The organism is Andreprevotia lacus DSM 23236 (assembly GCF_900176275.1).
Classification (GTDB): domain Bacteria; phylum Pseudomonadota; class Gammaproteobacteria; order Burkholderiales; family Chitinibacteraceae; genus Andreprevotia; species Andreprevotia lacus.
The window spans coordinates 1-18746 of record NZ_FWXD01000047.1; the positions used below are offsets into that span (position 1 = coordinate 1).

The 18746-nt window shown below is 57.0% G+C and carries 20 protein-coding genes; 9 read left to right on the forward strand and 11 right to left on the reverse strand.

All coding sequences use genetic code 11. From position 1 onward, the window contains the following. Positions 1 to 170 precede the first annotated feature (170 nt). The 3 genes from B9A19_RS20870 to B9A19_RS22350 all read right to left on the reverse strand — a co-directional run bounded on the left by B9A19_RS20870 (position 171) and on the right by B9A19_RS22350 (position 3800). Positions 171 to 467, reverse strand: a complete 297-nt coding sequence (locus B9A19_RS20870) for a PAAR domain-containing protein (RefSeq protein WP_084093089.1) — start codon at positions 465 to 467, stop codon at positions 171 to 173. Between the two features lie 431 nt (positions 468 to 898). Next, entirely contained in the window at positions 899 to 3103 is a 2205-nt protein-coding gene (locus B9A19_RS20875; protein WP_084093090.1) for an OsmC domain/YcaO domain-containing protein, read from the reverse strand. A gap of 157 nt (positions 3104 to 3260) precedes the next feature. Beyond that, on the reverse strand, positions 3261 to 3800 hold the full coding sequence (locus B9A19_RS22350) for a hypothetical protein (protein WP_139799034.1): 540 nt from the start codon (positions 3798 to 3800) through the stop codon (positions 3261 to 3263). A gap of 160 nt (positions 3801 to 3960) precedes the next feature. Between B9A19_RS22350 and B9A19_RS20885 the strand changes: the two genes are divergently transcribed. Beyond that, positions 3961 to 4275, forward strand: coding sequence for a hypothetical protein (locus tag B9A19_RS20885; protein WP_084093092.1), 315 nt, complete (start codon positions 3961 to 3963; stop codon positions 4273 to 4275). A 24-nt stretch (positions 4276 to 4299) separates the two neighbouring features. On the opposite strand, the gene B9A19_RS20890 is transcribed toward B9A19_RS20885, so the two are convergent. From B9A19_RS20890 to B9A19_RS20900, 3 genes are all read right to left on the reverse strand, one after another. After that, positions 4300 to 5355 carry a DUF262 domain-containing protein gene (locus tag B9A19_RS20890; RefSeq protein ID WP_084093093.1) on the reverse strand — a complete coding sequence of 352 codons (1056 nt, stop codon included), beginning with the start codon at positions 5353 to 5355 and terminating at the stop codon, positions 4300 to 4302. Next, on the reverse strand, positions 5352 to 6362 hold the full coding sequence (locus B9A19_RS20895; RefSeq protein ID WP_084093094.1) for an SIR2 family protein: 1011 nt from the start codon (positions 6360 to 6362) through the stop codon (positions 5352 to 5354). Before B9A19_RS20895 ends, B9A19_RS20890 begins: the two co-directional genes overlap by 4 nt. A 154-nt stretch (positions 6363 to 6516) precedes the next feature. Then, entirely contained in the window at positions 6517 to 7788 is a 1272-nt protein-coding gene (locus tag B9A19_RS20900) for a DNA cytosine methyltransferase (protein WP_084093095.1), read from the reverse strand. Positions 7789 to 7901: 113 nt separating this feature from the next. Here B9A19_RS20900 and B9A19_RS20905 point away from each other — a divergent pair, with 113 nt between their 5' ends. Further along, positions 7902 to 8138 (forward strand): helix-turn-helix domain-containing protein, encoded by a 237-nt coding sequence (locus B9A19_RS20905; RefSeq protein WP_084093096.1) that lies wholly within the window; start codon positions 7902 to 7904, stop codon positions 8136 to 8138. Continuing rightward, positions 8138 to 9148 (forward strand): Cfr10I/Bse634I family restriction endonuclease, encoded by a 1011-nt coding sequence (locus tag B9A19_RS20910; RefSeq protein ID WP_217807141.1) that lies wholly within the window; start codon positions 8138 to 8140, stop codon positions 9146 to 9148. The genes B9A19_RS20905 and B9A19_RS20910 overlap by 1 nt, the downstream gene beginning before the upstream one ends. A gap of 541 nt (positions 9149 to 9689) precedes the next feature. On the opposite strand, the gene B9A19_RS20915 is transcribed toward B9A19_RS20910, so the two are convergent. Both B9A19_RS20915 and B9A19_RS20920 read right to left on the reverse strand, forming a co-directional pair. After that, positions 9690 to 10373 (reverse strand): anti-sigma factor, encoded by a 684-nt coding sequence (locus tag B9A19_RS20915; RefSeq protein WP_084093097.1) that lies wholly within the window; start codon positions 10371 to 10373, stop codon positions 9690 to 9692. Positions 10374 to 10383: 10 nt separating this feature from the next. Beyond that, a complete protein-coding gene (locus tag B9A19_RS20920) occupies positions 10384 to 10911 on the reverse strand; it encodes a sigma-70 family RNA polymerase sigma factor (RefSeq protein WP_217807142.1) in 528 nt (175 codons plus the stop codon). A 165-nt stretch (positions 10912 to 11076) separates the two neighbouring features. On the opposite strand from B9A19_RS20920, the gene B9A19_RS20925 reads away from it, so the two are divergent. The 6 genes from B9A19_RS20925 to B9A19_RS20950 all read left to right on the forward strand — a co-directional run bounded on the left by B9A19_RS20925 (position 11077) and on the right by B9A19_RS20950 (position 15578). Further along, positions 11077 to 11628 carry a fasciclin domain-containing protein gene (locus B9A19_RS20925; RefSeq protein WP_084093099.1) on the forward strand — a complete coding sequence of 184 codons (552 nt, stop codon included), beginning with the start codon at positions 11077 to 11079 and terminating at the stop codon, positions 11626 to 11628. Positions 11629 to 11953: 325 nt separating this feature from the next. Continuing rightward, positions 11954 to 13438, forward strand: coding sequence for a DUF4331 domain-containing protein (locus B9A19_RS20930; protein ID WP_084093100.1), 1485 nt, complete (start codon positions 11954 to 11956; stop codon positions 13436 to 13438). Between the two features lie 10 nt (positions 13439 to 13448). Continuing rightward, on the forward strand, positions 13449 to 13703 hold the full coding sequence (locus tag B9A19_RS20935; RefSeq protein WP_139799035.1) for a hypothetical protein: 255 nt from the start codon (positions 13449 to 13451) through the stop codon (positions 13701 to 13703). A gap of 49 nt (positions 13704 to 13752) precedes the next feature. Next, positions 13753 to 14304 carry a hypothetical protein gene (locus B9A19_RS20940; RefSeq protein WP_139799036.1) on the forward strand — a complete coding sequence of 184 codons (552 nt, stop codon included), beginning with the start codon at positions 13753 to 13755 and terminating at the stop codon, positions 14302 to 14304. Positions 14305 to 14349: 45 nt separating this feature from the next. Beyond that, on the forward strand, positions 14350 to 14955 hold the full coding sequence (locus tag B9A19_RS20945) for a HupE/UreJ family protein (RefSeq protein WP_084093103.1): 606 nt from the start codon (positions 14350 to 14352) through the stop codon (positions 14953 to 14955). 5 nt (positions 14956 to 14960) lie between these two features. After that, positions 14961 to 15578 (forward strand): HupE/UreJ family protein, encoded by a 618-nt coding sequence (locus tag B9A19_RS20950; RefSeq protein WP_084093104.1) that lies wholly within the window; start codon positions 14961 to 14963, stop codon positions 15576 to 15578. Positions 15579 to 15910: 332 nt separating this feature from the next. Here B9A19_RS20950 and B9A19_RS20955 read toward each other — a convergent pair whose 3' ends face one another. The 3 genes from B9A19_RS20955 to B9A19_RS20965 form a co-directional block, all read right to left on the reverse strand. Continuing rightward, positions 15911 to 17035 carry a HupE/UreJ family protein gene (locus tag B9A19_RS20955; RefSeq protein ID WP_084093105.1) on the reverse strand — a complete coding sequence of 375 codons (1125 nt, stop codon included), beginning with the start codon at positions 17033 to 17035 and terminating at the stop codon, positions 15911 to 15913. After that, the gene (locus tag B9A19_RS20960) at positions 17032 to 18222 is read right to left on the reverse strand and encodes a tetratricopeptide repeat protein (RefSeq protein ID WP_084093106.1); all 1191 of its coding nucleotides are present in this window, start codon (positions 18220 to 18222) and stop codon (positions 17032 to 17034) included. Before B9A19_RS20960 ends, B9A19_RS20955 begins: the two co-directional genes overlap by 4 nt. A 265-nt stretch (positions 18223 to 18487) precedes the next feature. Continuing rightward, a partial coding sequence (locus tag B9A19_RS20965) for an integrase core domain-containing protein (RefSeq protein WP_139799037.1) occupies positions 18488 to 18746 on the reverse strand: 259 nt, incomplete at its 5' end.

Sequence of the window (18746 nt, forward strand, 5' to 3'; positions counted from 1 at the left end):
CTTCGAGGAAGTGCTCGGGGTTGACCGTGTCCGGGGTGATCAGCGTGATGTCGTACTGGTGCAGCTGGTTGATGCCATCGCGGCCGCGCACCACGGTGGGGACCAGGGTGGGTTCGCCGTTGGCGAGCGGGATGGCGGGGCTGGCAACGCTGAGGGTACGGGACATGGTGTCAGGCCTGATCGGTGTAACTGCTGTCGTGCTGGCCGGCGATCACCTTGGGGGGTGAGGGGCAGGCGCACTGGACGATGTCGTCATGCAGGGCAACTTCTTTGCCGTCGCCGATCAGCCGGCGCGCACCGCCGGATTTGGCGATTGTTCCTACCCCCTTACACGCCAGGCACGTGGCCATGCCGCCGATGATGGCGGTGCGCCGGCCGAACAGCAGCGTGGTATTGGCGCCGTGCGGCAGCACCACGCCACCGGTGGTGGTGAGGTCGCCGACGCAGGCAATATGCCGCGCACCCATTAGCCACCCCTGCGGGTGTAACGGGCGCAGGCAACTGCCGTGCCAAGCTCGGGAAGAAGGGGGAAGTGCTTCATTAGCAAAGAATTGTTTTTATAAGTGGCTAACAAAACCCTGCTGGCCGCGTTACGCTCACTTGCCGTACGTTTTGTACTGCCTGCGTTTCGCGTGCCTTGCCAGCACCGCTTTACCGGGTTTTGTTAGTCGCTCTTGTGGCGACAAAAAACAGCAAGATTATAGACAGCTTTGCTGTTGACAGCGATTGCACAGCTTGCACGAGGGCTGTTTTGTTGCAGTAATGTGGCGTTTTGGCCGGCTGGTGTGAGCCGCATCACACCGGCTTGCCAGGGCCTTGGGCGGGCACAACTGAAACCGCAGGTAAACAAAAACCCGGCCATGCCGGGTTTTTGAGGCGTGCTGCAGCTGCGCCTCTCTTATATAGAGATGCCCGCCGCCTTGGCCCGTGCTGCGTGCAGCTTGCGATAGCTATCCAGCAGGCGGTGGTGGCGGTCCAGCCCTTCCAGCTGCATGCTGGTGGGGGTAAGGCCGTAAAAGCGTGCGCTGCCGTTTACTGCGCCCAGCGCCGCATCCATGCGCTCGTTGCCAAACATGCGGCGGAAATTGGGTTCGAAGTCGGCCAGCTCTAGTTCTTCGTCCAGCACTACCTCCAGCACTACACCCACGGCTTGATAGAACAGGCCGCGATCCACCGTGTTGTCGTTGTACTGCAGGAAAGCGCCGACCAAGTCTTGCGCATCTTCATATTGCTGCAGGGCCAGATGGATTTGCAGCTTCAGCTCCAGAATGGTGAGCTGGCCCCAGACGGTGTTTTCGTCGAACTCGATACCGATTACCGTGCCGATATCGGTGTATTCGTCCACGTCCAGATCTTGCAGGCGCTCCAGCAGTGCTTGCAGGCTGGCGTTATCCAGCTGGTGCAGGTTGAGGATGTCTTCGCGGAAGTACAGCGCCTTGTTGGTGTTGTCCCAGATCAGGTCATCAATCGGGTAGACCTCGGAATAGCCCGGCACCAGAATGCGGCAGGCGGTGGCGCCCAGTTGCTCGTACACCGCCACATAGGCCTCTTTGCCCAGATCGGCCAGGATGCCGAACAGCGTGGCCGCCTCTTCGGCATTGGCGTTGTCGCCCTGACTGGAGAAATCCCACTCGACGAACTCGTAATCCGCTTTGGCGCTGAAAAAGCGCCACGACACCACGCCGCTTGAATCAATGAAGTGCTCGACGAAGTTGTTCGGCTCGGTCACCGCGTGGCTGGCAAAGGTGGGCTGCGGCAGATCGTTCAGCCCCTCAAAGCTGCGGCCCTGCAGCAGCTCGGTCAGGCTGCGCTCCAGCGCGACCTCAAAACTGGGGTGCGCGCCGAACGAGGCAAACACGCCGCCGGTGCGCGGGTTCATCAGCGTGACGCACATCAGCGGGTATTGCCCGCCCAGCGATGCATCTTTCACCAGCACCGGAAAGCCTTGTTCCTCCAGCCCCTGTATGCCGGCGACGATGCCTGGGTACTTGGCCAGCACCTCGGCCGGCACATCGGGCAGCGCCAGCTCGCCCTCGATGATCTCGCGCTTGACCGCGCGCTCGAAAATCTCGGACAGGCATTGCACCTGTGCCTCGGCCAGCGTGTTGCCGGCGCTCATGCCGTTGCTGACGAACAGGTTCTCGACCAGGTTGGACGGGAAATACACCACCGCCCCATCAGACTGGCGCACGAAGGGCAACGAACAGATGCCGCGCTCGATATTGCCCGAGTTGGTATCGTACAGATGCGAACCCTGCAGCTCGCCATCGGGGTTGTAGATGGGCAGGCAGTAGTCATCCAGAATCTCGGCCGGCAGCGCATCATGCGGGCCGGGCTGAAACCAGCGCTCGTCCGGGTAGTGCACGAACGGCGCATTGGCCAGATCCTGGCCCCAATACACGCCGGCATAGAAATGGTTGTTGTTGATGCGCTCGATATACTCGCCCAGCGCCGACGCCAGCGCGCTTTCCTTGCTGGCGCCCTTGCCGTTGGTAAAGCACATGGGCGAATGGGCATCGCGGATGTGCAGCGACCACACATTGGGCACGATATTGCGCCATGACGCGATCTCGATCTTGATGCCCAGATTGGCCAGCACCGCCGACATATTGGCAATGGTCTGCTCCAGCGGCAGATCCTTGCCGGGGATAAAGGTTTGCGTGGCCGCATCGGTGCCGGGCATCAGCAGCGCCTGCGCATCGGCATCGAGGTTTTCGACCTCTTCAATCACGAACTCCGGCCCGGCCTGCACCACCTTTTTGACCGTGCAGCGATCGATGGAGCGCAAGATGCCCAAGCGGTCTTTGGCCGAGATATCCTCGGGCAGCTCGACCTGGATCTTGAAGATCTGCTGGTAGCGGTTCTCGGGGTCGACAATGTTGTTTTGCGACAGGCGGATGTTCTCTGTCGGGATATTGCGCGTGTTGCAGTACAGCTTGACGAAGTAAGCCGCACACAGCGCCGACGAAGCCAGAAAGTAATCAAACGGCCCTGGCGCCGAACCATCCCCCTTGTAACGGATGGGCTGATCAGCCACCACCGTGAAATCATCGAACTTGGCTTCGAGACGAAGCTTGTCGAGAAAGTTGACCTTGATTTCCATGGGAGCACTCCAGAACCGCGCAAAAATGAACAGCTGCCATTATCCGGGTTTTTGGGGTGGGGGCTGGGGTTCTCAAGAGTCTATGCCGCGATAGCCGCCATCCGATGCAACCCAAGCTGACGTGCTACTCAAACGAGGGGGACGTCGGATGGATGGGTTAGATCAAGTTTGCGTTAATTGCCTCCATGACCTGCTCTTTACTCAAAATTAGTAGGTTTGATGGATCAAAGGTGTTCTTACCCACCTGAGCAAGAAATAAGAGATAACTACGCATACGAATAAATGCTCTTAGTTTTTCCTGGTTCCATGCAATAGCCAAGCCAATACGACCAAGAGCAGCAGCATTTATGGCGCCACCCATCAGGTGTTTACGCGAGACATTGTTTTCAATCTCAAATGCCAAAAAGCATCTGGCATTTAGGTTTCGTGTACATAAGCGCTCAAAGTCAAAATGATCATCTGGTTGATTGTGTGCTCGAAGATTGGCTCTGTGCATATTGAACAACTGCAACAAGAGCGGCTGATGTGCACGAATTAGTTGGTCATATTCGTCAATGTATATTTTGTGAGTTGCAAATGGACCAACTGCAGTATCAAGGCGCGGGGAGTAAAGAGTTCTCTCATCAGCCATCGCTGCCCATTCAATTTCAACCTCATCTGGTTGAAAGATAAGAGAGAGTTTTTCTTTCAATTGCACCTGGTACTCACGCACAGACCCTCTGGGAACAAAATTAGGAAAGCGAGGTGGAACCATAATAATTTGCCTAACGTGAGGTATGCGCCTGTGCTGGTGCATATCTGGTTTTTCTGTGTGTGTAACACCGTATGCTATGCGTTTATTTCACTGATTTTCAAACATGTTAGAGCGATCGTACCTGAAATACAGCCTGATGGGATTGCCGCGCCATGTTTGCTGGATATGCAATGACCTCCTCCCGGAAATTTCTAGCTTAGACCGCTCGGTTAGTTGGGAGGGAGGGGAGGTCAACTTCACTTATACGCTGCTGATCGATCTGTACTTCGATGGCGAAGTAGCACGCCTCAAGGTGTTCGGTGATTCGATCGATCCGCATTTCGAACGTATTGGCTGCAGCCAACCGCTGGACTTCGTTGTGGGCAGCCTGCATCCGCATCGGGCTGACCTCGGCAAGCTGGGGTGCTTATATGCGTAGCCAGCTGAGATCAGCCCTTATACCTTAGGACACTGCTAGCCCGGACTCTCCGCACACTGCTAACAAAGCATTTACCCGCTTCACACGCATGAACCGCTCCTTGGTTCGAGAACTCATACTAGCTTTGTAATCTTCTCGGACAGGGACACTCTCAGAGGGGGCATCGCGTAAAGTATTATAGAAATCAGTTAGCTGTGTCCGGTACGAACTTATAGATTTATGATTTAAGTGTAGGACCAACGCGCAACCCCAAAGCCCATACAAATGGGAAACGCCACTGATACGACTGGCTTGATAGTTCAGTCCAAGCGAGTCAAGGTCGGCGCACAACTGCGTCGAAATATTAATGGCTGAGGAAAAGTCTTCGTTTTTATACTGTTCATATAGTAAGTCGAGTATTTTTTGACTGGACCCAATAACTTCCTTTTTTAGGACAGACAACAAACATTCTGAGCAGAACTCCTTGTCCTCCATTCGACTTCTGTCTGTTACCTCGAGTCGGTCTTGGAAGAATTGAATCTCAAGGAGTGCCTCTACCGCCGCAGCGATAGGGGTTGAGTGGTACTGGGAGTTACGGAGCTCTTGCCCCTCCAGCACTTCGCCGTTCCTATTGAGCCGGTCGAAAACCTCTTCGATAAGTCCTTGGTCGCCTGGATCCACATATTCAATTGGAAGGTCATATTTCCAAAAGAACGATTTAATGTCAGAGAGCTTATCGTTTGCGATGAGATCGCTAAAGAAAATGCCTTCAATGATATCTTCTTTGTCAGCAGGACCATACTCATTCGCAGCTGGGATTTCGTTTGCTATGAATCGCGCAATCGCCGTAAGCCTCTGTTTGCCATCAATAACATCGAAGCTTGTTCGGCCAGTATCCGAATCAATTTTCCGATGTAGAAAGATTGCCGGTATAGGAAAGTTGCGAAGTATACTATCTATAAGGTAACTCTGCTTCTCGTCTGTCCATATGGATTTCCGCTGATATGGTGGATCATAATTAAATTTGTTATCTTGATTCTGTTCGTGGAAGCTGGCGATAGAAATTGCCGCTGTCTTACGTTCCAATATCTTGATATTCATTTAACCATCCTCATGAGCTGCTTTGCATTGCTGTAAGAGTGGTAAGACTTGAAGAGGCTACAGCAAACGGCTTCGAAATGTGGGTTTGGTCTTGGATTAATAGACACCACCCGTGCCTTGCGTGAAACATTGCCTAGCAACAGATCGATTTCTTTTCGGTCAACGTGCCAATAGCTAATCCCGTACACGATTACTATATCGTTTTGGTCAAGCTGCTTCGCGGATTCGATGGCCTTATCCCAAATCTGCCGAATCCAGCGGTGTTTATACCGCTCCGATTCGCCGGCTGGAGGGAGGATGCCAACTCGTGGAAAGTTCTGGTCGAGGCCATCGTAGCGGACTTCGAGATCATCAATACCCCCCTCAGTAAATGGACTGCTGTAATTGATCATGAAAGAGGATTTATCTACAGCGGTTTTACTACAAAAGGTGATGGATCCATGCGGCTTGTGGATCCGAATCTTTGCTGAGCTGTCCGGGGCAAGTAGAGGTATCGAAAATCCGATTTTATTTTCTTGCAGCGCGCGTTCCAAAATCGCATCGTAATTAAAATTTACAATATCAATTCCAGAAATGGCGGCGTCTCCAGCGGCATGGAGCAGCCAATCGATTGGCTCGAAAACCGCCGCTTTTTTGAAGAATCCTTCTCCCTGTAACCTGCTATCGTAATGTACAAACAAATAGCGCAAGTATGCTACGAGTTCCTTATAGGCCCTTATATAGATCCCATCATCAAGCGTTGAAGGATCCGCAAGGCAGCAGGCGTTCACAGCAGTGATTATCTGTTCGATTACCTCATAGCCACTCTGTGCCGATGCAGTTTGCCTCGCGCCGAGTGCCCACAGGTTCGGACAGTGCTCATAACTGAGGAAACCAGGCATACCTGTTGCAGGCCAGGTTACTTCGCAGCCTGTGACGAAAAGGTTCGACAGGTCAACAGAGTCCACCGGGTTCTGATTCAGCATGGCCATTGATAGGCCGTTGCCTGCAATCAGTAATATTTTCATGGGAATGCCAGCCGTCGCAGAATTGGAATGTTTAAGGGCCCGGCTTGTTGGCAGGTTGATGTAACACCTGTTACTCAGAGCTCGAGCGAACTTTTACGCACGGTTCGCGTGCGCAGAAGACATCGGGGAGCTTGCAATATTTCCTGAGTATCAATCAGGCCAGCATCAAAACCTGTTGGACCAAGTCACCTGTTGCAGCTTCACAAGCAGTATCTTGCTCATGTTGATTCGCTACAAGCACCTCTTTAGCTAGTTGTCCAAGCGCATAGGCCATTAAAGGCGGTACCGCGTTGCCTATTTGCTTGAGTTGCTGCCACTCACTGCCTTGGAACACGAATCCATCATGGAAAGATTGTAGCCGTGCTGCTTCGCGAACCGTTATCCATCGGTTGAGGCGGGGGTGGACCCACTCGCTCAAGTCGCGATGCATCTGCGCAAGTATGGTGTGCGACGGCCTATCAGGATGTAAACGCCTCCATTTTTCTGGGCGTTTGTTGTCCCAAATATGCTTGGGTAGGCTATCTGCTTTTTTTCCTGGTTCAAGCAACGCGATCAAGTTTGCGCGGCGTTCCTGGATTTCTTTAGTGTGATGGTTGTACAGCTTCGTAGCTTGGTTTTTCCCAATTGCTCGTCGACGCTTGTCTGACTTGCTATAGACCAAGCCAGTCATGCCAATACGCATCTCTTTCATGTAGGCAGAAGGTTTTGAAACCTCTGGATAATCCATCACCTCACCGCTATGTACTACGGTCATAGGCAGGTCGGCTATCGCCTGGTCGACGGTAACCGCCTTGGCGACTTTGAGCTTTTTTAACACCCGTTCGCAGAAGGAGGCCAACTCGAACGGAAACTCATCCTCGTCCCTTGTGCCTATGAATATGACGCGCTGCCGTGTTTGAGGCACACCGAAGTCGTCTGCTGATATCTTCAACATTACCGTATTGCTGTATCCGAGGGCGGCAAATTCTTCCAGGATCACTTTCTTGAAGTGCCCTTTGTTCATCATTGCAAGGTTTGGGACATTTTCCATTAAAAATAGCCGAGGGCGGAGCTCTTCGACTACACGTGCATACTGTTTGTAGAGTTCGTTTCGCTCGTCGTCGGGGCGTCGAGCCCCAATCTGGCTAAACCCCTGACAAGGTGGCCCACCAAAAACTATATCAATGCCTTTGGACAGCTTGTAGTCTTTGCGGTGATTTGAGTCCGGTGTTAAGAACTGATGAATATCGGCCGCAAAAAGCGGCGTTCTTGGGAAGTTGTGGCGGTAGGTCTCACAAGCGTACTTGTCCAACTCGACCGCTACTTTCACTTCGATACCGGCCTGCTCGATTCCTTCGCAAAAACCGCCGCAACCAGAGAACAACGATACACCAGTGAAAGATGTCGTTGACTGGGAGACCGGCGGAATGATGTGACTCTTAGGCATCCTTCGAGTCTATCGATTGGACATAAGGAGGTCAACGTCAAAAACTGCAGTCTAGCGCCGATTGTGACTAATAGTCCGTGGATTTATAGGCTACATGCCGATTAGGCTGAAGCATGGATCTTACATACTCATTTGGCGCCGCAGTCCGGCGCCACCGCGAAGTATTGCGACTAAGCCAAGAGGAGCTTGCTGACCGTGCTGGGATAGATCGCACATATATCAGTGGTGTGGAGCGTGGCGTGCGTAACCCTACTCTCGAAGTAATGCAGCGGATCGCAACCGCCCTTGGCTCCGACCTAGACGTGATTTTTGCGACCGCTCGAGACATAGCTTGTAGCAAGGAGGCGTGATGCCGTTCCAATTTAGCCACGCCGAGATCTGCCCTTCATGTCCGCACGGCAGTTGCATCGAAGACCTAAGAGCCGCTCCGATAAAAAACCGCAAGACAAAATTCCGCTTCACACAAGAAGCAGCCATGAACTGTACGTTTGATAGCTTCATGCCCGGCTGTGATAACGACCCTGAACCTGACCGCTCATTCTCGGAATACCTCGCACAATTCCAGTCCAATGCTTTGAACGCCGGAGAAGCCCTATTCCCTGGCGATCTCGACATTAGCAGGCCTGCAATCGCGAAGGTTGAAGGGGACGTTTTCGAGCTGCTCGAGGCCGGTGCTTTCTGGAATGCTGCCGTTGCATGGAACAACTTCATGGATTCAGGGCAGTGGAATTCCAAGGTGTTCTCATGTCCAGTCAATGCAGTTCCAACCCCCGCACGCAAGGTTGGGATTGTAAAACTACCGCGAGGATATGACGCGACGTTGCTATTTAAGGAAGATGTGAGGAAACACATCAAATTTCACGAGGTAGCACTTGCGCGCAACGAAACTAAACTGGGCTTGTCGAGTCCAGATATAGTCGGCGTCCGGCTGCCGCACCCCCTTCCCTTTTCAATGCAGGAATTTCTTAATCCTGTGGACGATCTCGGTAAAGAGAACTTGGCGCTACTTCAAGGGGCACACACAATGCTTGAGGGGCGGATCGACAGCTCGGGTTTTCTCTTCGCTGTTGCGGTCAAGCGGACTACACGTAGTGACCGGATGTATCAGCCGCTCTTCGAAGCAAACGTCCTAAAATACCTCATCGGCGAGGTTTTACGCGGCCCCGCATTTAGGTTTTATGCGCACTTGAACTCATTTGATGGCGCCGATGTTCGAGAAACATATAAAGCAGCTTCGCTTCTTTCTTTGATTAAAGGCGGCGCGGGTGGCGCGAGAGCTATTGATGCCTTATACCTAGCACAAAAGCCTCGTGATTCTGCGCAGTCCATACTCAACGATCTAACCCTATTTCACATTTAGTCGCGACCAAGTGAGGAGGATGTCCCTCACTAGGTCTTTCTAAGCAGTTGCGACCATTGATGTGCCTGCTCCCTGCATTGTCCGCGGCACATTCTGAGAAATTCCAAAAATCTAAAGGTCTGGGAAAAATCCAGACCTCAACCGGATCCTGCAACCTCTGTAGGATCCGATTTCACTTCAGATTTCGACCATGCGAAATCAAGGACTTTCCAGCCGGAAATCGGACAGGTCCGGCGGGGACGTCCCACTGTCATGGATAATCCTCTCCCACGCATTTTTCCGCTTGCGAACCATTGTTCGCTACTTCTCCGGATCGATCCCCGCGCCATGGCGCTCGATGAAGCGATCCAGTGCATGGATACGAGTCTATACCAGCTGCCGGCAGGCCTCAGCAGTGGTGCTCCCCGGCGCATTCATGCCCAGTTCGGCTACTGGACTGCTCCGCCTCCCGCACGTATTCCGGTGCTGTGATTCGGCCGTGGCGGGGTGTCCACGAGTCCCCGGCGTGTTGCCACGAATGCAAGGCGGAAGTCGGCAAGCGTCACATCGCCAGCAACTTGCCCGAATACAACACCGGCCCGGTGGGCTGGCCGGTGGGAGAGCCGCCCTTCGGTTCCAGGCTGATCGCCAGCGCCGGTACGTTGGCCAGCCGGCGGGCAGTGGCCGCCAGTTCAGCGCGGGTGCGATGCCCAACCACGCCCAGCGATTGGGGTTTGCCACCTTCCGGCAGCGCCCATAGCTCCAGGTCACGATCACTGGGCACACCGCCCTGCATGGACTGCACGCGCAGCTTGCCGTCAATGCCGGCGGCACTGACTACCATGGCAACCTTGGCTGCGGGGTCTTGCAACACGGCGACGTATTGCACTTGTACCGGTTGGTTTGCAAGTTGCACGCTGATCACGGCAAGGACAATTGCTGCCGTTGCCAAGCCACCTGCCAGCGTGCGCCACAAGGCCAGGCCTTGCCAGCTCCAGGGCGATGGCGCCGGGCGCAGCGCGCGCAGGCGGGCCTTGATATTGCGCCAGACTTTGCGTGGTGGGTGTACGGGTTGCACGGCTTCGTTCAATGGCGCCAGCCGGGTTTCCCATTCCGCCACGCTGCGTCGAATTGCGGCATCTGCCACCATCAGCCGCTCGAAGCGCTGGCGTGCAGGCCCCCGTAGCGTGCCCAGTACGTAGGCGGCCGCCAGTTTTTCCTGCAATTCCGGCTTGCGGTAGTTCATGTTTTTTCCCTCACCCCAAACAGAGCCGAAGTTTTTCCAGCCCGCGCCTGATCCAGCTCTTGACGGTACCTAGCGGCAGGGTCAGTTTTTCAGCCAGCTCGCTATGGCTCAGCCCATCGAAGTAGGCCAAGGCAATTGCTTGCCGATGCGATGCTTCCAGTCCCTGCATGCAGCCGGCAATACGCCGGCTATCGTCGCTGGCCAGCAGTCGTGCCAGTGGGCCGGGCGCGTCGTCGGCCCAGTTTTCCACGATGGAATCGTCCACATCAGCCACTTCATGATCCGGGCGGCGCAGCCAGTCCAGGCATCGATTGCGCACAATGCGCGTTATCCACGTCTGCGGCGCACTCTTGTCGCTGCTGTAGCTACCCGCGTGCTGCCAGATGTTGACGTAACACTCCTGAAGCACTTCTTCCGCCCAATCGTTCCTGCGCAATATACGCAGTGCAACGCCAAACAGTTTCGGCGACGTTAACTGGTATAGCTCTGCCAGCGCCTTTTCATCGCGCTGGGCGCATCGCTGCAGCAGGGGGGCCAATATGTCGGGCGTAGTCATGAGGGCAAATCCGGATGGCTCAGCTGCGGACTATAGCCGGATCGAAGAAAAAAAGCCCAGTCGTGCATCCACTGCCGCGCTTGCGCCGTACATGGGGTACCTGCGGCAATACTGAGTTGCCGCTTAACCCGAGCGAGGTAAAAAGCGATGAAAAAACTGATGGCAACGCTGTTGTGTGCCGGCCTGCTGACCACCGGCGCAGCCCTGGCCGCCGATACCGTGATGGTAGGCGGGCAAAGCATGTTCCCCAGCAAGGACATCGTGGACAACGCTGTGAACTCGGCCGATCACACCACGCTGGTGGCTGCAGTGAAAGCGGCAGGGCTGGTTGAAACCTTGAAGATGAAGGGCCCGTATACGGTCTTTGCGCCGACCAATGCCGCGTTTGACAAGTTGCCGGCCGGCACGGTGGAGACGCTGCTCCAGCCGGAAAACAAGGGCATGCTGACCAAAGTGCTGACTTATCACGTGGTGGCTGGGAAGTGGTCGGCAGCAGACATCATGGCCATGATCAAAAAGGGTGGCGGCAAGGCAGAAATCAAGACCGTCAGCGGCGGCACACTGTGGGCAATGCAGAATGGCCCCATGAACGTGGTGCTGAAGGACGAGAAGGGTGACGTCGCCAATATCTCGACGTATGACGTGTTTCAGTCCAACGGCGTGATCCACGTCATCGATACGGTACTGCTGCCCAAGTAAGTCGGCATCGGGCTGCATTTGAAGTGTGGCCGGCAACTGTGTGTGCGGTGGTGGTGGGTGATCACGCTCGCCCTGCCGCCACAAGGGTTGGCGGCCACGAATCATTCAATGACAGCGGATTGCAGGCGATGTTCATCGCCCGGGCGGATGCCGAAACACCCTTCTGCAATGCATCGCGCAGAAAAGTTCATGTCTTTGCATCCAGTTTCTCGCCCCGTGCGTATGTAGCGACGACGGCAGCGGGCAATCGTGAACCAGGCGAACGTCAGATTCTTTACGCAGCCGTCGGCAATACATCAACCAGAAAGCAAATTGGAGATAGACGATGAAGCATACAGCGCTCGCAATGTTGCTGGTCGCTGGATTTGGCGCCGCCTTGTCTGGCATGGCCCAGGCATCCAGCCACCGCGAATCCCCTTTCCTTACCCAGAACCCCAAGGTAGACGGCACGGACTTCTACATGTTCCGCAGCTACGAATCCGGTCGCAGCAATTTTGTGACCCTGGTTGCGGACTATCAAGGCCTCCAAGAAGGCGCAGGCGGCCCCAATTTTTTCCTGATGGATCCCAACGCGCTGTATGAAATCCACATCGACAACAATGGTGATGCCAAAGAAGACCTGACCTTCCAGTTCCGTTTCAAGAACAACCTGCAGGATTTGCAGGTACCGGTCAACGGTGTGAATGTCTCGGTGCCACTGACCAATACCGGCGGCATCACCGACCCGAAATCTCCCAACCTGAACGTGCAGGAGAGCTTTACCCTGACCGTGGTCAAAGGTGATCGCAGAACCGGTGCTGCCGCTGCCGTGACGAATGCGGATACCGGCGCTGCCAGCTTTGACAAGCCGGTGGACAATATCGGCAACAAGTCGATTCCCAACTATGCGGCCTATGCGGCCAAGCATATCTACAACATCAATGTGCCGGGTTGCAGCACGCCGGGCAAATTGTTCGTTGGCCAGCGCAAAGACCCGTTCGTGGTCAACCTGGGTGGCACGTTCGACTTGGTGAACATCAAGGCACCGGCCACCGCGTTCGATCCGGCGGCGGAAAACAAGGGCCTCGATAGCCTGTCCAACAAGAACGTCACCGCGCTGGAGCTGGAACTGCCGATCAGTTGCCTGACCAGCGGCAGCGATCCGGTGATTGGCGCATGGACGACTGCCAGCGTGCGCCAGGCGCGCTTGCTGAACCCGAGCCCGAGCAGTGACAACATGTCCGCAACCAAGGAGGGCGGCGCCTGGTCACAAGTATCCCGCCTGGGTATGCCGCTGGTGAACGAAGTGGTCATCGGCCTGAAGGACAAGGACAAGTTCAATGCCAGCAAACCGAGTGGCGATGCGCAATTTGCCACTTATGTCACCAACCCGACCCTGCCGGCCTTGCTGGAAATCCTGTTCGGCTCGGCCGGCGTGAAGGCACCGACCAATTTCCCGCGCAAGGATCTGGTGACCGCGTTTCTGACCGGCGTACCGGGCCTGAATCAACCTGCGGGTGTGGTCGCGTCCGAGCAACTGCGCCTGAACACCAGTACACCGGTGACTGCGGCAGCGTCGCAAAACCGTCTGGGTGTGATTGGGGGGGACAATGCGGGCTTCCCGAACGGCCGTCGCCCGGGCGATGACGTGGTGGACGTTGCGCTGCGTGTCGTGATGGGGCGCCTGTGCACCCTGAACCTGGGCTGCGCACCAGCGGATGCCCCGGCTGGCAGCATTGACTTCACCGACGGTGCCTACATTGACGCCACTTACTTCGACAACGCGTTCCCGTACCTGAAGACCCCGGTGCCGGGCGCCAACGTGCAATAAGGAGGCCGCCATGCGTTATCTCCTTATGCTGGGCTTGCTGGCGTTAGCGGGCTTGGGAATGGTGGGTTGCGGCTCGGGCGACTCCAGCGCGATGCCCACTCCGGTGCCGACCGCGGTTCCAACCACGCCACCGAGCAGCGGTGATGCATTCACCAGCCAGGTGGCGCAGATTGCCGGGTCGACTTCGGACAACACCGAACCGGTCGACGTCAGCGGCATCACGCCGGTGAGCAGCGAAACGGCACAGCCGGTGGCAGTCAAGTAACTGGCCATTGCAGTGCCTTTGGCGGAGGCATGTGCCTCCGCCAAAGTGCTTGATTTCATGCAAGGCTGTTCGATTAAAAACATGGAGTTTGTTCATGATTGACCTGCGTTTACCACCATTCGCTGGCCTCTTGATCGCAGGAGTCATTGCGACGCTAGCCATGCCGGTTCATGCCGCGCTGGATCCGGCCTATGTCGACAGGCTTGGCAAGGTCTACACCGGTATCCAGCAGGTGGCGTTCGAGCGCAAGTCCTGCCAGGAATTGGCGCCTGCGTCCGCCAAAGCGACCGACAGTGCGTATGCGGATTGGAAGAAAAGCCATCGCGCTTTTCTGGGCGAATTCGATGCCCGCTTTGAGCGCTACCTGCGCAGCCTGCCCGACGCCGGCAAGCCGGCCAAATACCAGCAATATCGCAAGATCATGGCCGGCAAATTTGCCGAGCAAGGGCTTGCCTGGCGTGCGCAGATGGCGCATTTGAGCAAGCCAGAGCTGCAAACCCGTTGTGAGCAGTTCCCGCGAGCATTGCAGGGGGTGCTGGACCCACAGCAGAAGTACGCCAGCGAGATTGCGACGCTGCGCAGCCAAGCACCGCTGCGTTGATCGCTGCCATGTCGTCCCCATTCTCTCTTGGCCAGGAAGACCATCATGTCTATACGCTTTCGCTGCTTCTGCCTCGGTTTGCTGACGGCGCTGGGTTGCTTGCCTGGCCTCGCTTGGGCTCATGTCGGCCAGGGTGACATTTCCGGCGGCTTCATGGCCGGTTTTCTGCATCCGCTCGAGGGGCCGGACCATATTATTGCCATGGTTGCGGTCGGCCTGTGGGGGGCTCAGCTCGGCCGGCCCGCCATCTGGGTATTGCCCGTGACTTTTCCTGTCGTGATGGCATTCGGCGGTGCGCTGGGTGGTGCCGGTATTGCCCTGCCGGGCATCGAGATCGGTATTGCAATGTCCGGTATCGTGCTGGGGGCCATGGTAGCGCTGGCCCTGCGGCTGCCGCTTGGGCTGGCCGGTGGCATCGTCGCGGTCTTTGCCATTTGCCACGGCCATGCGCACGGGGTGGAGCTGCCGCAATCGGCCAATCCGATCACTTATGCAGCTGGTTTTGTCATTGCTACCGGTCTGCTGCACCTTGCGGGCATCCTCTTTGGCACGCTGCATCATTGGCGGCGCGGCGCGCAGGCGCTGCGCACCGTCGGTGCGATGATTGCGGCGGGTGGCGGCTACTTCCTCTACGCCGCGTTGCAAGGCTGAATCCCATGCGTGCGGCGCGTCTTCTCCTGCTGGCTGGTACGTTGTTCGCGCTGGTTAGCCCTTCTTGCCTTGCCCACGCTGCGCTGCAGGGCGCAGGCGATTTTTACGCCGGCGCGCTGCATCCGCTGACTTCGCCGGAACACATGTTGCCATTGTTGCTGATCGGTCTGCTGGCCGGCCAGAATGGCCATCGTACCATGTCGTTCACGCTGCTGGTTTTGCCCCTATCGCTGGCCATTGGTGCGGCCGTCTCGTTTGGCTGGCCGAGATTGCCCGGCAGTTTTTTGGGCTGCATGGCACTGGCGATGCTGCTGGGTGGACTGTTGGCACTGGCCTGGCGCTTGCCGCGCAGCGCGGTGGGTTTGCTGGCGGCCGCATGCGGGCTGATCGTCGGCTATGCGAACGGCAGCGCGATCTCCGCCGATATGCAGCCTGTGGTGTTTGTGGCAGGGCTGATGGCAGTCGGGTTTCTCTTGCAGGCTTATGGTATGGCGCTGGTATCGGCCCTGCTGGCTTGCCAGCGGGGCTGGTTGACGATTGCAATCCGTGTGCTCGGTAGTTGGTCAGTCGCCATCGGTCTGCTGGTGATCAGTCTGTCACACCGCGCCTTGTTGCTGGCTTAGGGTCGGTTAACACTGATTTCACTTATGGGGCGGGGCAGCCCAGGATGAAGCGAAGGGCGCAGAGTGCTACGGGTAACGCCAGCGGTGCGCCACTGCGAGCCGCCTGAAATACCCGCAAATCCGCCGGCTGGCCCGCAAAAACGCCATCTACGGCGTTGCCTGCCTTGGCAATCGCCGGCGTTTACTCCAGTGAATGATCATTTCTGAGCCGCGCATGAACCCAGATCAACCCTGCACAGCCAGAGCGCAAACAGGTTTCTGGCCGGTTGCATGGATCCGTCCTCTTCCGCATCAACACACGGGGCGCCATTGGCGCCCCGTGCTGTTTGCATCTACAGCCCCAGCAATTTCAAACCGGTGCTGCGCTCGTAAATCCAGATCACCGCAAATCCGGCAATCAGCAAAGAGCCGCCGTAAAGCACCAGCCACTTGAACCAGACACCGCGGCGGTAGATCAGCAGCACCGGCAAGACCAGCGTCACCATGATTAATTGCCCCAGCTCCACGCCAATATTGAAGCCCGTCAGTGCCACTACCAACTGCCAGGTTGGCAAGGCCATATCGGCCAGGATGTTGGCGAAACCCAGTCCGTGAATCAGGCCAAAGCCGAACGCCACCAACCATTTGCGACCCGGCAATACCGGATAAAGATTGTTGAGCGCGGTCAGCAGGATGGTCAATGCAATGCCGACCTCCACCCATTGCGATGGCACGGTCAGCAGGTGCAGGCTGGCCAGTGTGAGCGACAGCGCATGTGCGGCAGTGAAGCCTGTCACGGTCTTGAGCATGTCCAGCAGTACCGGCTGCATCGACGCCACCGGTTGCCAGCGCCGCTGTTCGGGCCAGTAGGCCGCCGGCAAGATCAGGCAAAGCAGGAAGAGCGCATGATCGAAGCCGCGCCAGATATGCCAGATGCCTTCCACTGCAAAATCACGCAACGCTTGCCAGGCAGAACGGCCGCGTACGTCGATCTCGGCGGTCGGGTGTTCCAGACCGACGATGGCGGTGGCGTTTTGCCCGCCTTCCGCCAGATGAATCAACCCCTTGTGCAAGGTATCGGTATCGCGGAACAGCCGGTAATCCACTTTCAAGCGCTGCGGCGTGCTGGTGCACTGCGCGGTGAACGGCAGCACCGCATAAGTGCCATCGCTGTGCTGGTCGATGAGCAGCTGGCCGGGCGAGATGGGGCAGGGCTGGCTGGCGGCGGCCAGATGCAGGTGCTCGAACGCATAGCGCTGGATTTCGGCCTCCCGCGCGCGCACTTCTCCCCAGGTCAGTTCGCCGTTGCCATCACCATCCAGCAGCAAGGGGCCGTCCAGATCACGCAGCGCGATATCCCAGCGCCCGTTGATGCTGCTGCCATTGACCGCCAGGGTCAGGTAGCTATCGCTGGGTTTGTGCGCCTGCGCCGTCGGCATGGTCAGCCAAAGCAGCAAAAGGATGCAGAGATATTTCATGGCTTGCCCCCTAGCCGGGGAGTGGGCACCAATTGCCGCAGCAAATCCTGCAGTGCCGGATCGGGCAGGTTGGCATTGCGCAGCCAGGCGATGGCCGGCATCGCACGTGCCGGCTGGTGCGCCGCGAGCGCCGCCGCCAGCAGCAAGCGGCAGTCGGCGACCTCTTTTTGCACTGCCCAGTTGGCCTCGGCCAAGCGCAGCGCCACATCGGCCTCGTTCAGCAAATACAGATTGAGCAGCGCTTCCTCGCGCAGGTGCACGCGGTCACCCCGCTCTGCGGCCGCAGCAAAGCGCGCTTTCAGGTCCTGCACATGCGCAACCAGGTCTGCGTGCCGGCCCGCCTGTTTTTCCGCCATCGCAAGGCGCAGCAGCAGGTTGTCGTTCCGGCCATCGTCACGCAGCAGGGCGATGACTTCATGACCGCGATTGGCCTGCAACAAGAGATCGGCCAGTGCGGTTTTCAGATACGCATCGCGCGGGTCGACCTTTAGCCCGGCGCGGAGTACTTGCTCTGCCTCCTTAGGCCGCCCCGCCCAGCCCAGTGCCTCACCCTGGCTGGCTGCAGCCCACAAAAATACCGGACCGCTACCCGGCACCGTGGCCGCACCACGGGCCAGCAGATTGAGGGCCTGCGGCAACTGCCCGTTGATTGCCAGCACATTGCCCAGGCAGATGCTGGCTACCGGTGGATCCTGGATGACCAGGCCGCCACAACTCTCCTTCGCTTGCTCGTATTTACCTTGCACCTGACGAATGCTGGCCAGCATCAACAAAGCCTGAGCGTTGCCCGGTTGCTGCCCCAGCACTTGCTGCAGGTCGGAGATCGCCTGCTCGAACTGATGATTGCTTTGCCGCACGCTGGCGCGCAACAACAGCACGTCTGCGGGCGGGGCTGGCTGCCGCAGCCAACTGGCCACAGTCGCCTCGGCTTGGCCCAGATCACGCGGATCGGCATCACGATGGAAGCGTTGCAGGTGTAACCGGGCCAGAGCCACGCTTGCCTCGAGATCGGCAGGGCGTTTCAGCCGGGACAGCTGCAAGCGCGCAATCTCGGCATTGAGCGGGTCGTTATCGCGGCGTGGCAGATGTTCCAGCACGACGTTGTCGCTGCCGGGGCGCTGGGGCGCTGCCCAAACACCCTGCATCGACAGCCATACGACCCCCACCAGCAGCCACGACATGCGCATGAATTCCTTCCTTTCTGCTTGATCCCGGTGGTGATGTACGTAGCGCAAGCCGTTTCGGATGCAGGCAACGTTGCTGTTTATTCGAAAACACAGCAGAAGCCGATGTAGCCCATCCGTTTCGCAAGTCACCTCCTTGGCGTCAGTCCCGAGGCCTTTGAACGAGCCGCAGCGTGAGACCGGTATTTGCCTCCTGAAGTCGGGGCAGTCCTTAGAGTGACCCGTCCTGAATTAGGTTGACACCCAAAACAGCTGGTTTGAACCCGCATTATCCTGCCAACGACGCCCGGTGCACCGCATCGGGCGTTTGCATTTGCAACGACAGATGCGGCCGCTCATGGTTATAAATCGCGACCGACTCACCCACCATCCGCCGGGCCTGCGCAAGGTCCGCAGGCCGCTGCAACAACAACTCCGTCTTGAGAATGCCATTCACTCGCTCTGCCAGCGCATTCTGGTAGCAATCATACCCATCCGTCATCGAGCAGATCACCCCATGCTGCCGATGCAGCTTCTGGTAGTAACTC